We start from the raw sequence: 13,016 nt of genomic DNA, 5'->3' as shown, positions 1-13,016 counted from the left end.
AGTAACCTGCCGTCATGACCGGTCCCTTCGCTGTTCCCACCCGCCACGACGGTGCGCCCGACCGGGTCGCGGTCGTCGTGCCGGGTGTCGGGTACACGCCCGCCATGCCGCTGCTGCACTTCGCCCGTGCCGTGCTTCTCCAGCACGGCTGGACGGTGCAGGAGTTGTGGTGGCGGATTCCGGACGACTTCTCGCGGTTCACCGTGGAGGAGCGGATCGCGTGGGTGGAGGCGGAGGTCGCGCGGGCCGTCGACGCCGAGGCAGGGGCCTGTCGGCTGGTCGTCGGGAAGTCTCTGGGGTCACTCGGGTGCGGGGTCGCGGCCGAGCGGGGCATCGCGGCGGCCTGGCTCACGCCTGTTCTGACGATCGACCAGGTGGTACGCGGTCTCGGGCGGGCGCAGGCGCCGACCCTTCTGGTCGGCGGCGACGCCGACAAGCTGTGGGACTCGCGGGTCGCCGGTTCCGTCGGACATGAGGTGCTGGAGATTCCCGGCGCCGATCACTCGCTGGAACTCGCGGGCGACGCCGAGGGGTCGGTCGACGTGCTGCGGAAGGTCGTCTCCCGGCTGGACCGCTTCGTCGGCTCGCTCGGCCGGTAGGGGTCGCCGGCCGAGCCAACCGTCGGTTCAGAGCTTGGTGACGTCCAGGTCGCCGTCGGCGTAGCGCCTGCGCAGGACCTTCTTGTCGAACTTGCCGACGCTCGTCTTCGGGACCGCCTCGACGATCGTCCAGCGTTCGGGAAGCTGCCACTTGGCGATCTTCCCCGCGTCGGCGAGGAACGCGCGCAGGGACTCGAAGTCTGCGGTGGAGCCCTCCCGCAGGACGACGGTCGCGAGCGGGCGCTCGCCCCATTTCTCGTCCGGTACGGCGACCACGGCGGCCTCGGTGACGTCCGGGTGGGACATCAGGGCGTTCTCCAGGTCGACGGAGGAGATCCACTCGCCGCCGGACTTGATGACGTCCTTGGCGCGGTCGGTGAGGGTGAGGAAGCCGTCGGGGGAGATGGTGCCGACGTCGCCGGTCTTGAGCCAGCCGTCCTCGCTGAACTTGTCGGCGGGGCGCAGGGGTTCGGCGTCGGGGCCGTTGTAGTAGGCGCCGGCGACCCAGGGGCCGCGCACCTCCAGTTCGCCCGCGGACTCGCCGTCCCAGGGCAGCCGTTCGCCGCCGGGGCCGGTGAGGCGGGCCTCGACGCTCGCCGGGAAGCGGCCCTGCGTCAGCCGGTACTCGAACTCCCGCTCCGTGCCGACCGCCTCGGCCGGCGGGCGCGAGACCGTGCCCAGCGGGGACGTCTCCGTCATGCCCCAGGCGTGGCAGACCCGCATGCCCAGCTTGTCGAAGGCCGCCATGAGGGCGGGCGGGCAGGCCGAGCCGCCGATGGTGACCTGGGTGAGGGAGGAGACGTCGCGCGGCTTGGCGGTCAGCTCGGCGAGCAGGCCCTGCCAGATGGTGGGCACGGCCGCCGCGTGCGTGGGGCGCTGGCTCTCGATCATCTCGGCGAGCGGGGCGGGCTGGAGGAAGCGGTCCGGCATCAGCATGTTCACGCCGGTCATGAAGGTGGCGTGGGGCAAACCCCAGGCATTCACATGAAATTGGGGCACGACCACCAGTGAGGTGTCCTGGTCCGTGAGCCCCATCGACTGGGTCATGTTGACCTGCATGGAGTGCAGGTAGATCGAACGGTGGCTGAACACCACGCCCTTGGGGTCGCCCGTAGTACCGGAGGTGTAGCACATCGCGGCGGCCTGGCGTTCGTCCAGCTCGGGCCAGTCGTAGGTGGTCGGCTTGCCGGCGATCAGGTCCTCGTACTCGTGCACCTGCACGGAAGTGCCGTCCAGCGGGCCGCGGTCGCCGGGGCCGGAGACGACGATGTGCTCGACCGTCGGCAGCTTGGGCAGCAGGGGGGCGAGCAGCGGGATCAGCGAACCGTTGACGATCACGACCCGGTCGGCCGCGTGGTTGACGATCCACGCCAACTGGTCGGCCGGAAGACGGAGGTTGAGGGTGTGCAGCACCGCGCCCATGGCGGGGATCGCGAAGTAGGCCTCCACATGGACCGAGTTGTTCCACATAAAGGTCGCCGTGCGTTCGCCGTCCGCCACGCCCAGGTCCTCGCGCAGGGCGTGTGCGAGCTGGGCCGCGCGTGCGCCGATCTCCGCGAAGGAACGGCGTTCCGGCTCCCCCTCACCGGTCCAGCTGATCACCTGCGATGTTCCGTGGACCGTCGACCCGTGGGTCAGGATCCTGGAGATCAACAGCGGTACGTCCTGCATCGTGCTCAGCACGGCGTCCTCCCGGGGCGACATTGCCTACGCGGTAGTAAGGGATGCGCTGATTCTGCGCACATACCGCACGGTATGTCACTAGGGGCGGGTGATCGATCACCCGGCCTGCCCGGGTCCTACCGTACGAGGACCAGCTCCGGGTCCTCGCGCAGCTTGCCCAGCGCCCGTGACACCGCCGACTTCACCGTACCCACGGAGACCCCGAGCACCTCGGCCGTCTGCACCTCGCTGAGGTCCTCGTAATACCTGAGGACGACCATCGCCCGCTGCCGGTCCGGCAGCTTCGCGATCGCCCGCCACATCGCGTCGTGCAACGCCTGCTGCTCGGCCGGGTCCTCCGCGCCGCCGCCGCCCGGCTCGGGCTCCGGCAGCTCCTCGCACGCGAACTCGTCGACCTTGCGCTTGCGCCACTGCGAGGTCCGCGTGTTCAACAGTGCCCGGCGCACATAGCCGTCCAGCGCCCGGTGGTCCTCGATCCGCTCCCAGGCGACATACGTCTTGGTCAGCGCGGTCTGCAGCAGGTCCTCGGCGTCGGACGGATTCGAGGTCAGCGACCGCGCGGTCCGCAGCAGCACCGGCTGCCTGGCCCTCATGTACGACGAGAAGGAGGGGTACGTGAGGGTGGTGACGCTGGCAGTGGCGGTGGCCGTGGCGGTCGGCTGGGTCTGCGCGGCCCGAGCCGTGGAACGGGCGGCCTGGCGTACGGCGGGGCGGGTGCCGGGCCGTGTCGTGGTCCGAGCGTCGGCCCGTTCGGCGGCCCGTGCGACGGCGTTCGAAGCGCTGGTGCAGACGGCTGTGGTCATGGCTCCACGCTATGAGCGAACGCCGCTCCGGCGGATCGGCCGCAGGTCCCGAAGCAGACTCCGCCTCAGGTTGTAGTGGTGGGGCTGGCTCCACCTCCTGAAGGTGGACGAGCGGGGGAGACGTACTGCGGGTTTACCCCTGGGGGTGGGTCGGGCGGGGCGGTCGTTGGATGGGTCCCTCCCGGGGGTGGAGCCTGGCGGAGGCGGTCGCTGCGGCTTGCGCCCGGGGCTCGGTCGTCCGGGGCTCGGTCGTCCGGGGTCGGCCGTCCGGGGTCGGCCGTCCGAGGTCGGCCGTCCGAGGTCGGCCGTCCGAGGTCGGCCGTTGTGGGTTCACGCGTGGGGATTGCCGACCGGGAGCGGCGGCTGCGGGACCACCCGTGGGAGCTGGCGTCCGCAGTCGGCCACTGCGGGACCACCCGTGCGGATCGCCGTCCGCAGTCGGCCACTGCGGGACCACCCGTGCGGATCGCCGACCGCAGTCGGCCACTGCGGGACCACCCGTGGGAGTTGGCGTCCGGGGTCGACCGAAGCTCAGCCATCGGGAGTCAGCCCAGGCACAGTCGTCCGGAGTCATCCGGGGTCGGACGTCCTGAGTCGGCCAGGCTCGGCCGTCCGGAGTCATCCGGGCCCCGCCGCGGAGGGTCGGCCCGGTTCGGCCGTCCGGTGTGGTCCGGGCTCAGCCGTCTCCGGCGAGCCGAGGCCGGCTATCTCAAGTGAGGCGAGGCTCACGCGTCTCCGGTGAGGATCAGCCCCGATGTCGGCACCCCGGTCCCCGCTGTCACCAGTACCCGCCCGGCCCCCGGTATCCGGTTCACCGCGGTGCCGCGCACCTGCCTGACGCCTTCCGCGATCCCGTTCATGCCATGCAGATACGCCTCTCCGAGCTGGCCCCCGTGCGTGTTGAGCGGCACCTGTTCCTCGGCCACGAAGTCCGCCGCCTCGCCCTTTGCGCAGAAACCGAACTCCTCCAGCTGCATCAGCACGAACGGCGTGAAGTGGTCGTAGAGGATCGCCACGTCCATGTCGGCCGGCCCGAGGCCCGCCGTCCGCCACAGTTGGCGTGCGACCACGCCCATCTCCGGGAGGCCGGTCAGGTCGTCGCGGTAGAAGCTGGTCATCTGTTCCTGCGCGCGCCCGGCGCCCTGGGCCGCCGCCGCGACGACCGCGGGCGGGCGCGGCAGGTCACGGGCCCGCTCGACCGACGTGACGACGATCGCCTGCGCGCCGTCCGTCTCCTGGCAGCAGTCCAGCAGCCGCAGCGGCTCCACGATCCAGCGCGAGGCCGCGTGTTCGGCGAGGGTGATCGGTCTGCCGTGGAAGTACGCCGCCGGGTTCGTCGCCGCGTACTTGCGGTCCACGACCGCCACCTGACCGAACACCTCGGGTGTGAGGCCGTAGGTGTGCAGATACCGTTGCGCCGCCATCGCCACCCATGACGCCGGGGTGAGCAGCCCGAACGGCAGCGACCAGCCGAGCGCCGCGCCCTCCGCCGACGGTTCGCGGTGGGTGACGCCCGAGCCGAATCTGCGGCCCGACCGCTCGTTGAAGGCGCGGTAGCAGACCACCACCTCGGCCACGCCCGCCGCCACCGCCAGCGCCGCCTGCTGGACCGTCGCACAGGCCGCGCCGCCGCCATAGTGGACCCGGGAGAAGAAGGACAGCTCGCCGATCCCGCAGGCCTGGGCGACGGTGATCTCCGGGTTGGTGTCCATCGTGAACGTCACCATCCCGTCCACGTCCGCCGGCGTCAGCCCCGCGTCGTCCAGCGCCGCCCGCACCGCCTCCACGGCCAGCCGCAGTTCGCTGCGCCCCGAGTCCTTGGAGAACTCCGTGGCCCCGATACCGACGATCGCCGCCTGCCCACCGAGGGTGTCGCGGTTACGGGCACTCATCCGGCCTCCCCCGTTACGGTCACCGTCACGGTGCCTGTCACATGCCGCCCGATGCCGTTCGTCCCGAGGACGCGCACCGTCGCGGTGTCGCCGTCCGCCTCCTCGATTCTCCCCGTCAACACCATGGTGTCCCCCGGGTAGTTGGGGGCGCCGAGCCGTATGGCGACCTTGCGGAGGACGGCGCGCGGGCCGAAGTGGTCCGTGATGTAGCGGCCGACCAGGCCGTTCGTCGTCAGGATGTTCATGAAGATGTCGGGGGAGCCCTTCAGCCGCGCCGACTCCGCGTCGTGGTGCACATCCTGGTAGTCCCGGGAGGCGATGGCCCCGGCGACGATCAGCGTGCGGGTGATCTCGATCTCGAGCGGAGGCAACTCCTCACCCGTCCTCATGGCCACGCCTCCCGCCCTCATGACTGCGCCTCCTCATTGACGATCAACTCCCCCAGTTCCTGCAGCACTTCGGCCCCGCAGCCCAGATACGCGTCCATCTGGCGCCCCCAGAGGAAGTGTCGGTGGACCGGATGCTCCAGGTCGGCTCCCGCCCCGCCGTGCAGATGCTGACCCGTGTCGACGACCCGCCGGCCCGCCTCGGACGCCCACCAGGCCGCGGTCAACGCGTGTGTGGCGTACGGCAGTTCGGCATCGCGCCGCCACGCCGCCTCGTACGCCGTCACGCGTATCGCCTCGATGTCCATGTACGCGTCGGCGGCCCGGAGTTGGACCGCCTGCCGGGTGGCCAGCGGACGCCCGAACTGCTCCCGCGCGTTGACATGAGCCACGGCCCGCGCGAGCGACCCCGCGCAGACCCCGGCCTGGAGTCCGGCGAAGGCGGTACGGGCGGTGGCGAGGATGTCGGCGTGGGCCGTCACGCGAATGTCTGCGTGGGCCTCCGTGCCGCCGAGCCGTTCCGCCGCCGCGCCGTCGAGCGTCAGTCGCCCCGCCGACCAGGGTGCGGTCAGCTCGACCGGTTCGACGCGCGTGGCGTCCGTGACCGGCGTCAGCCACAACTCCCCTTGCTCGTTGGCGACAAGGACATGCGTGGCGTCGCGCAGCCAGGGGACGACGGGGACCGTACCCGTCAACTCGCCCTGCGCGGTGGCCCGTACACCCCCCTGCGCGGGAAACGCCCCGCACACCACCACCGACCCGTCCCCGATACCCGGCAGCAACCGCTCCCGCTGCTCGGGCGAACCGTGTGCCGCCACCGCCAGCAGCCCGTACACGCACGTCGAGGCGAAGGGCACCTGGGCCGTCGTCCGCCCCTGCTCCTCCAGGAGGAGGACGAGGCCGAGCAGCCCCAACTCCCCTACGGCGCCCACCAGTCCGGCGGCGCACAGCGCCTTCCACAGCTCGGGGTCGCTCCCCGTCCCGGCCGCCGTGAGCCGCTCCGGTGTCGCGAGGTCGCCGAAGATCCGGGCGGCCAGGTCACGGGCCGCCACCTGTTCCTCTGTGGGCGTGAAGTCCATGTCAGCCCACCCCGCCCTCTCGGCCTTCGAGGACCCGGAAGACGGGGAGCACCAGCGGGCCGCCCTCGTCCCCGTCCCCGTCGTCGTAGCGCCGGAATTCGAGCCGCACCGGCAGCCCGACGCGCACCTTGTCGTACGGCACCCCCACCACGTTGCTCACGATCCGCACGCCCTCGGCGAGTTCGATCAGGCCTACCGCGTAAGGAGGGTCGAAGGCGGGGAAGGGCGGGTGGTGCATCACCACGTACGAGTAGACGGTCCCGTCGCCGCTCGCCTCGACGGTGTCCCAGTCCGGGCCGCCGCAGGTGTTGCAGCCCGGCAGCCAGGGGTGGCGCAGCGTCCCGCAGTCCGTGCAGCGCTGGATGAGGAGTTGATGCCGCTCCACGCCCTCCCAGAAGCCGGCGTTGTCGCGGTTGACGACGGGACGAGGGCGCGGGGCACTCCCGGTCTTCGGTTTCCGGCGCGCGGGGGCGTACTTGAGGATGCGGAAGCGGTGGGTGCCGACGAGGTCCTGGCCCACCCGCACGTCCATGCGCGTGGTGACGAAGTACCCCGTGCCCAGCTTCGTCGTCTTGCGGTCGGAGACCGACTCGATCACCGCGTCGAAGGTGACCTCGTCCCCCGGACGCAGGGGCCGTAGATACTCCTGCTCGCAGTCGGTGGCGACCACCGAGGTGCAGCCCGCCTCGTCGAGCAGGTCGAACAGCTCGTCGTACGCCCCCGTGCGTCCCGAGTGCCCGGATAGGCCGCCCATGGTCCAGGCCTGGAGCATGGTGGGCGGGGCGACGGCGTCCGGGCCCGTGTACGCAGGGTTCGTGTCGCCCATCGCCTCGCACCAGTGCCGGATCATCGGCTCGTTGACGGGGTCCTTGCCGCTGCCCGCGACGGCGGCCGGACGCCCTTCGTACGCCTTGAGCCTCGCCCCCAGTTCGTCTACGGCCGCTGCGCTCACCGCCGACTCACTTGTCACCGCCGCCCCCTGGTCATCCCGAGCCGCATCGTCGCGACGATCTCCCGCTGCACCTCGCTCACCCCGCCCCCGAACGTGTTGATCTGCGCCGCCCTGTTCAACCGCTCCAGCTCGCCGTCCCCGAAGACACCCGGCGACCCGAAACGCACCAGTCCCGTCAGTCCCGTTGCCGTGCCCGTGGCTGTCGTCCCGTCCGCTCCGGCGACGTGCTGACATATCTGGTACACCGCAACCGTCGATTCGGTTCCCATGACTTTCACGGCGCTCGCGTCGCCGGGCGCCAGCCGGCCCGCTCCCACGTCACCCACCAGCCGCCAGTTGAGCAGGCGGGTCGCGGCCAGCCGGGCGTGCGCCTCGGCCAACTGCGCCCGCACCCACGGCTCGTCGGCCCGGCGCCTGCCCGTCACCGGATCGGGTGTGCGGGCGGCGGTCAGCGCGGCAGAGTAGTAGTCCTCGGCCTGCATGCCGGTCGCGGCGAGGGCGACCCGCTCGTGGTTGAGCTGGTTGGTGATGAGCGACCAGCCCTCGTTCTCCGCGCCGACCAGGTTGGCCGCCGGGACGCGGACGCCGTCGTAGTACGTGGCCGTCGTCCGTTGCCCGCCCACCGTGTCGATCGGGGTCCAGGAGAAGCCGGGCGCGTCGGTCGGGACGAGGATGATCGAGATGCCGCGGTGCCTGGGGGCCTCGGGGTCGGTGCGGCAGGCGAGCCAGATCCAGTCGGCGTTGTGGGCGTTGGAGGTGAAGATCTTCTGCCCGTCGATCAGCCAACCCCGGCTGTCGCGCACGGCCCGGGTCCGGAGCGAGGCGAGGTCGGTGCCGGCCGACGGTTCGCTGTAGCCGATCGCGAAGACGAGTTCGCCGCGCAGGATGCCCGGCAGGAGGGCGGCCTTCTGTTCCTCGCTGCCGTACTTCATCAGTGTCGGCCCGACGGTGTTCAGGGTGACCATCGAGACGGGCGCGTTCGCCCGGTAGGCCTCGTCGAAGAACACGAACTGCTCGTCCGCGCCCCGCCCTTGGCCGCCGTACTCGACCGGCCAGCCGAGCCCGAGCCACCCGTCGCCGCCGATCCGGCGCAGCAGCGCCCGCTGTCCCTGGGGGTCGTCCGCGCGGGGTGGTCCGTCCGGCATCAACGCGGCGAAGTACGACCGGAGTTCGGCGCGCAGCCGCTGCTGGCGGGGGGTGGGGGCGAGGTGCACGACGCGGACCTCCGGGTCGTCATGACCGTACGGGCGAGGATTTCTGACTGTCCGTCAGATACGGTGCACTGTCAAGGTCGTCGGCACAGAGGCGCGGTGGCGCCCGGGCACGCGCGCGTGGAGCACGAAAACGTCCGCGCGGGCCCTGTCCGGATACGGAAAAACGCCTGCGCGGGACCCCTGCCCGCATACGGAGAATCGCCTGCGCGGGACGCCTACCCGCATACGGAAAGACGTCTGCGCGGCGGCACCGAAGTACCACCGCGCAGACGCGTTACGACCCCACAGAGCACACCTCACACACCCTCAGACGCCTCCACGCATCCCCGCGCGGGAGTCGTCGGGCGCGGCTACCAGAAGTTGGCGAAGTTGACGGCGACGTTCGAGTTTCCCTGGTTGATGGCGGTGAACGCGGATCCGTTGACCTGGGCGGTGTTGCTCTGGTTCGAGGCCCCGGAGCCGACCGCCTGCTGCTGTGTGGTGGACGAGTTGCCCTTGTTGTCGTGCCCGACCCCGCTGCCGCTGACGGTCGCCACACCCGCGTTCGATCCGTTGCCCGCGATGGCGCCGTTGTCCGCCGCCGCGACGCCGGTGAAGAGGGCGGCTGCCAGCGGGAGGGCGGAGACGGCGGCGATGAGGCGGGCGGTACGGATGCTTGCCATGTTGTTCCTCCAGAACAGAGTGCGGAGCGGCTTCCGAGCCGAACGCACATGAACTACGGCTTCAAGTACGGCTTCCACCAGGGCAGTTGGCCGACCGCCCCGGTGTGGTGCACGACGTCGCGAGACCAGAGTTGCCCACCGAATCCCCGGCGAACCAGGCCGGAAGCGGTTATTCCCCCTGAAGCGTGATGACAAGTCGATAAACCCCCTTGCCTCCACCGAAGCCGCAGTTCGGGGCGGTACGGACACCCCGTCCCGGGCGGCGCACGAGGCGAAGCGTTCCGCCACATTCCCCGCCAATCAGCCCACCCCGGGCGCGCCGCCAACACCCCCTCTTCCCTTTTTCGAACACTCGTACGAACATGGAGTCATGGCCACCATCGACCGGCAGGCCACCACGCTGGCCCTCGCACACGCCCTGTCAGCCGCCGAACGCGGACTGGCCGTGATCCCCCTGTCCCGAACCAAACTCCCGGCCCTGCGCTCACCGCACCGCGACGACACCGACCTGGTGGGCGCGGCAGGCACCGTAGGACCGCCCTGCCACGGCGAGTGCGGACTCCTCGGGCACGGGGTCTACGACGCCTCCACCGACCCGGCGCGCATCCGCGAACTGTTCGCCGCCGCGCCCTGGGCCACCGGCTACGGCATCGCGTGCGGACTGCCGCCGTACCACCTGATCGGCGTCGACCTCGACACCAAATCCGGCACGGACTCGTCCTCCGCCCTGCGCGAACTGGCCCTCCGCCACCTGTTCACGATCCCCGAGACCGTGGTCGTCCTCACCCCCAGCGGCGGCCGCCACCTCTGGCTCACCGGCCCGCCCGACGTCGTCGTCCCCAACTCCGCGGGCCGCCTCGCCCCCGGCATCGACATCCGCGGCGCCGGCGGCTACCTCGTCGGCCCCGGCTCCCGAACCGAACACGGCTTCTACGGCGCCGCCCCCGCCACCGCCCACCTGGCCCCGGCCCCCTGCCCGCCCTCCCTCCTGCGCCTGCTCCTCCCCCCGCCCCGCACCAACCACCCCACCCCCACCTCGACCGGCCAACACGGCCAGGGCCTGGTCCAGTTCGTCCTCGCGGCCCACGAGGGCCAACGCAACACCCGCCTCTTCTGGGCAGCCTGCCGCGCCTACGAGAACGACATCGGCCCGGCGCTTGTCGAGCCCCTGGTCGAGGCGGCCCTGGGCACGGGGCTCTCCGAGCGGGAGGCCCGGGCGACGATCGCTTCGGCGGCTCGGATGACGGGGCGGCGGACGTGAACTCGGGTCCCTCGGTGCGACATCCCTCGGTAGCGTGCCCGCATGGAAGAACCTCGCATCAAGGTCTACGGCTCAGCCACCGAGATCACCGTGGCGGGCAACGCGGCCGGACTCCTGACCCTGGCCGAGCGACTCACCGCCCTCGCCGACCCCGAACTCCGGGACGGCTACCACGAGCATCTTGAGCCCGGCAGCGACCTCGTGGACGGGCCGATCAGCCTGATCCTGGAACGCGACGAGGCGCCGTAGGCCTGAAGCGAGCTCTGCAGGCCCGATCAACTGCGAACGGCCCCTGACCGAGTTGCCTGGTCAGGGGCCGTTCACCCGCGGTGGGTGTGGGATTTGAACCCACGGTGACATCGCTGCCACGACGGTTTTCAAGACCGTTCCCTTAGGCCGCTCGGGCAACCCACCTGCGCCCCTCGCCACCTGGGGTGGGGCGGGTACAGCGTACCGGGCGGCGGGGAGCTCATGAGGCGTTGGCCCTGCATCTCGGTGCCGTGCTGCCCAATTGCCGTACCGCTTCCCCGCCGTAGCCGAGGCCATTGATTCTCTGCGGATCCCGAACAAGGAACCCCGGACCGGGGCGGCCCGGGCAAGGAATTCGTCGACGTCGTGGGTGAGGTGCCAGCCGTCCGGTCGCATGGCTCATGGTGACGGGGTGCCGCCCGCCGAGCGACACCCCCTCCGACCTGTGCGCCGAACCCGCTACGGCCGCTCCATCACCCGATCCACCACACCGCTCGCCGCGACGTACGACCACTGTTCGTACGTCTTCCCGCCCGCCGTCCGCTGATCGCGCATGCCGAGGTACCGGTATGTCTTCGCGTCGAAGACCAGGAGCGGAGACCGGGACGCTCCCGGTGTGGGCAAGAAGCGGATGCCGATGCCCGCGCGGCCGCCGGCGTCCTTCTGGCCGGGTACGACCTTGATGCCGGGGACGGTGGCGAGCGCCTCGTACGCGGCGGAGCGCAGTCCCTGCGGCAGGACGGGCGTGCGGAGCAGGCCGGAGAGGAAGTTCTGGACCATCGGCCAGTCGCCGGTCCTCATCGGCTTGCTGTAGTCCGGCTTTCCGCCCATGTCCCGCAGGGCGATCGCCAGTTCGCGCGGATCGGTGGGCATCAGCTTGAGCTCGCTCCACTTGCTCGGCGGCCAGGTGCCCTGGCCCGGCCCGTACACCGGGACCCACTGTTTGTGGCCGAGTTCGCTGACGTACGACCTCTTGGAGCCGTCGACCGAGTTCCAGTTCTCGTCGACGTACGTCCGGGTCCGGCCGCCCCCGACGGGGGTCTCCTTGATGATCTCCTTGGTGTAGATGAACTGGTCGTCGCGTGCGGCGATCGGCTTCTCCAGTCGGCGTTCCTCGGCCGCCGCCCCGCGCAGCACGGTGGTCGCGCTCACCGGTTGGGAGTGGGGCGAGGAGTCGTTGGCGACCAGCACGGTCGTGGCGACCGCCGCCGTCGCGACACCGGCCACCGCGATCCGCAGGAACGGGCGACGGCCGACGGCCACGGCGGTGGCGGGCGCGGTCATCGTCTCGTAGAGGCGGAGGCGGGCACGCGCGCGTGCGTGGTCCGTGAGCGGGGGTGCTTCCGCGTCCCACTCCCTCAGGAGCCGCATCTCATTCATCGTCGGATTCCTCAACGTCGGATTCCTCTCGAAGGGTTGTCGGATCGGATCCGCCCAATGCGTCGCGAAGTTTTCTGCGGGCCCTGTGCAGGCGTGACCGGACCGTTCCCACCGGTATCTCCAGGGCCCGGGCGACCTCCTCGTAGCCGAGGTCGGCCCAGGCGACCAGCAGCAGCACGTCCCGGTGGCGGGCGGGCAACCGGGCCATGCCCAGGGCCAGTTCGCCGCGTACGGCCTGTGCGCTGACCCGCGCGGCCACCCGGTCGTCGACCGCGTCCTCGGAACCGTCGGCGGGGGCGGCCGACGGCAGCCGGCCGATCGCCTTCAGCCGCCGGGCCTCGGCGCGCCGGTGCCGGCCCACGAGGTTGGTCGCGATGCCGAACAACCACGGGCGGGCGTCGGCCAGTTCCGTGTTGTAGCGGAAGCGCTGCTGGAACGCGATGGTGAACGTCTCCGCCATCAGGTCCTCGGCCACCTCCGGACCGAGCCGGCGCGCCGCGTAACGGTGCACCGAGTCGGCGTGGCGGTCGAAGAGCGCGGCGAATGCCTCGGGCTCGTCCCAGGACCGTTCGATCACCGAGGCGTCACTCGTCGGGGCGTCACTGTCCTGCCCCACCCTGATGCCTGGTTCGACGGTCATCGGGGCTCCTCTCGTCCATGCGAGTCGTCCATGCGGACACGCTGCTGAAGATTGGGCTTTCACCCGTACTTCGCCGCAGGGAGGAATCGGGTTCCCGCGGTGGGTGCGCACCCATGGAGGAGAGGGCGGAAAACGACCGGGCGGGGGCCCGGGACCCCAGCCCCCCCCGCCCCGGGGTGGGCGGGAGCCCCCGCGGGGGGGGGGGGGCCCCCCCCC

General features: G+C 71.2%; 13 protein-coding genes and 1 tRNA gene. 3 read left to right on the top strand and 11 right to left on the bottom strand.

Annotated features, from left to right (window positions below; genetic code table 11):
* Positions 1-14 precede the first annotated feature (14 nt).
* Positions 15-599, top strand: coding sequence for an alpha/beta hydrolase (locus ACFXC1_RS27150; protein WP_381246784.1), 585 nt, complete (start codon positions 15-17; stop codon positions 597-599).
* A 27-nt stretch (positions 600-626) separates the two neighbouring features.
* On the opposite strand, the gene ACFXC1_RS27145 is transcribed toward ACFXC1_RS27150, so the two are convergent.
* From ACFXC1_RS27145 to ACFXC1_RS27110, 8 genes are all read right to left on the bottom strand, one after another.
* Positions 627-2,303 (bottom strand): long-chain fatty acid--CoA ligase, encoded by a 1,677-nt coding sequence (locus ACFXC1_RS27145; protein WP_381246781.1) that lies wholly within the window; start codon positions 2,301-2,303, stop codon positions 627-629.
* Between the two features lie 95 nt (positions 2,304-2,398).
* Positions 2,399-3,085, bottom strand: a complete 687-nt coding sequence (locus ACFXC1_RS27140; RefSeq protein ID WP_381246778.1) for a SigE family RNA polymerase sigma factor — start codon at positions 3,083-3,085, stop codon at positions 2,399-2,401.
* A 725-nt stretch (positions 3,086-3,810) separates the two neighbouring features.
* Positions 3,811-4,977: a lipid-transfer protein gene (locus ACFXC1_RS27135; protein WP_381246775.1), complete on the bottom strand. Its 1,167-nt coding sequence runs from the start codon at positions 4,975-4,977 to the stop codon at positions 3,811-3,813.
* Positions 4,974-5,366, bottom strand: a complete 393-nt coding sequence (locus ACFXC1_RS27130) for a MaoC family dehydratase (protein ID WP_381246772.1) — start codon at positions 5,364-5,366, stop codon at positions 4,974-4,976. The genes ACFXC1_RS27135 and ACFXC1_RS27130 overlap by 4 nt, the downstream gene beginning before the upstream one ends.
* 17 nt (positions 5,367-5,383) lie before the next feature.
* A complete protein-coding gene (locus ACFXC1_RS27125) occupies positions 5,384-6,442 on the bottom strand; it encodes an acyl-CoA dehydrogenase family protein (protein ID WP_381246769.1) in 1,059 nt (352 codons plus the stop codon).
* Between the two features lies 1 nt (position 6,443).
* Entirely contained in the window at positions 6,444-7,412 is a 969-nt protein-coding gene (locus ACFXC1_RS27120) for a bifunctional MaoC family dehydratase N-terminal/OB-fold nucleic acid binding domain-containing protein (RefSeq protein ID WP_381246767.1), read from the bottom strand.
* Positions 7,409-8,608 (bottom strand): acyl-CoA dehydrogenase family protein, encoded by a 1,200-nt coding sequence (locus ACFXC1_RS27115; RefSeq protein WP_381246765.1) that lies wholly within the window; start codon positions 8,606-8,608, stop codon positions 7,409-7,411. Before ACFXC1_RS27115 ends, ACFXC1_RS27120 begins: the two co-directional genes overlap by 4 nt.
* 350 nt (positions 8,609-8,958) lie before the next feature.
* A complete protein-coding gene (locus ACFXC1_RS27110) occupies positions 8,959-9,270 on the bottom strand; it encodes a hypothetical protein (protein WP_019073223.1) in 312 nt (103 codons plus the stop codon).
* Positions 9,271-9,640: 370 nt separating this feature from the next.
* Between ACFXC1_RS27110 and ACFXC1_RS27105 the strand changes: the two genes are divergently transcribed.
* Complete coding sequence (locus ACFXC1_RS27105) at positions 9,641-10,531, top strand: bifunctional DNA primase/polymerase (protein ID WP_381246762.1); 891 nt, start codon at positions 9,641-9,643, stop codon at positions 10,529-10,531.
* Between the two features lie 42 nt (positions 10,532-10,573).
* Entirely contained in the window at positions 10,574-10,780 is a 207-nt protein-coding gene (locus tag ACFXC1_RS27100) for an Imm32 family immunity protein (protein WP_381246759.1), read from the top strand.
* A 78-nt stretch (positions 10,781-10,858) separates the two neighbouring features.
* Here the strand turns inward: ACFXC1_RS27100 and ACFXC1_RS27095 are convergent.
* The 3 genes from ACFXC1_RS27095 to ACFXC1_RS27085 form a co-directional block, all read right to left on the bottom strand.
* A tRNA-Ser gene (locus ACFXC1_RS27095) sits at positions 10,859-10,945 on the bottom strand.
* Between the two features lie 294 nt (positions 10,946-11,239).
* The gene (locus ACFXC1_RS27090) at positions 11,240-12,160 is read right to left on the bottom strand and encodes a CU044_5270 family protein (protein WP_381246756.1); all 921 of its coding nucleotides are present in this window, start codon (positions 12,158-12,160) and stop codon (positions 11,240-11,242) included.
* Positions 12,153-12,800, bottom strand: coding sequence for an RNA polymerase sigma factor (locus ACFXC1_RS27085; RefSeq protein WP_381246753.1), 648 nt, complete (start codon positions 12,798-12,800; stop codon positions 12,153-12,155). Before ACFXC1_RS27085 ends, ACFXC1_RS27090 begins: the two co-directional genes overlap by 8 nt.
* Positions 12,801-13,016: the final 216 nt, after the last annotated feature.

The organism is Streptomyces hokutonensis (assembly GCF_042751305.1).
Taxonomy (GTDB): Bacteria; Actinomycetota; Actinomycetes; order Streptomycetales; family Streptomycetaceae; genus Streptomyces; species Streptomyces hokutonensis_A.
This window is presented reverse-complemented; position numbering and strand designations above follow the sequence as displayed.

Bases quoted from the DNA above. Each gene is read 5' to 3' on its own strand.
- ACFXC1_RS27150 (WP_381246784.1), top strand. From the start codon at position 15: ATGACCGGTCCCTTCGCTGTTCCCACCCGCCACGACGGTGCGCCCGAC.
- ACFXC1_RS27145 (WP_381246781.1), bottom strand. From the start codon at position 2,303: ATGTCGCCCCGGGAGGACGCCGTGCTGAGCACGATGCAGGACGTACCG.
- ACFXC1_RS27140 (WP_381246778.1), bottom strand. From the start codon at position 3,085: ATGACCACAGCCGTCTGCACCAGCGCTTCGAACGCCGTCGCACGGGCC.
- ACFXC1_RS27135 (WP_381246775.1), bottom strand. From the start codon at position 4,977: ATGAGTGCCCGTAACCGCGACACCCTCGGTGGGCAGGCGGCGATCGTC.
- ACFXC1_RS27130 (WP_381246772.1), bottom strand. From the start codon at position 5,366: ATGAGGACGGGTGAGGAGTTGCCTCCGCTCGAGATCGAGATCACCCGC.
- ACFXC1_RS27125 (WP_381246769.1), bottom strand. From the start codon at position 6,442: ATGGACTTCACGCCCACAGAGGAACAGGTGGCGGCCCGTGACCTGGCC.
- ACFXC1_RS27110 (WP_019073223.1), bottom strand. From the start codon at position 9,270: ATGGCAAGCATCCGTACCGCCCGCCTCATCGCCGCCGTCTCCGCCCTC.
- ACFXC1_RS27105 (WP_381246762.1), top strand. From the start codon at position 9,641: ATGGCCACCATCGACCGGCAGGCCACCACGCTGGCCCTCGCACACGCC.
- ACFXC1_RS27100 (WP_381246759.1), top strand. From the start codon at position 10,574: ATGGAAGAACCTCGCATCAAGGTCTACGGCTCAGCCACCGAGATCACC.
- ACFXC1_RS27090 (WP_381246756.1), bottom strand. From the start codon at position 12,160: ATGAATGAGATGCGGCTCCTGAGGGAGTGGGACGCGGAAGCACCCCCG.
- ACFXC1_RS27085 (WP_381246753.1), bottom strand. From the start codon at position 12,800: ATGACCGTCGAACCAGGCATCAGGGTGGGGCAGGACAGTGACGCCCCG.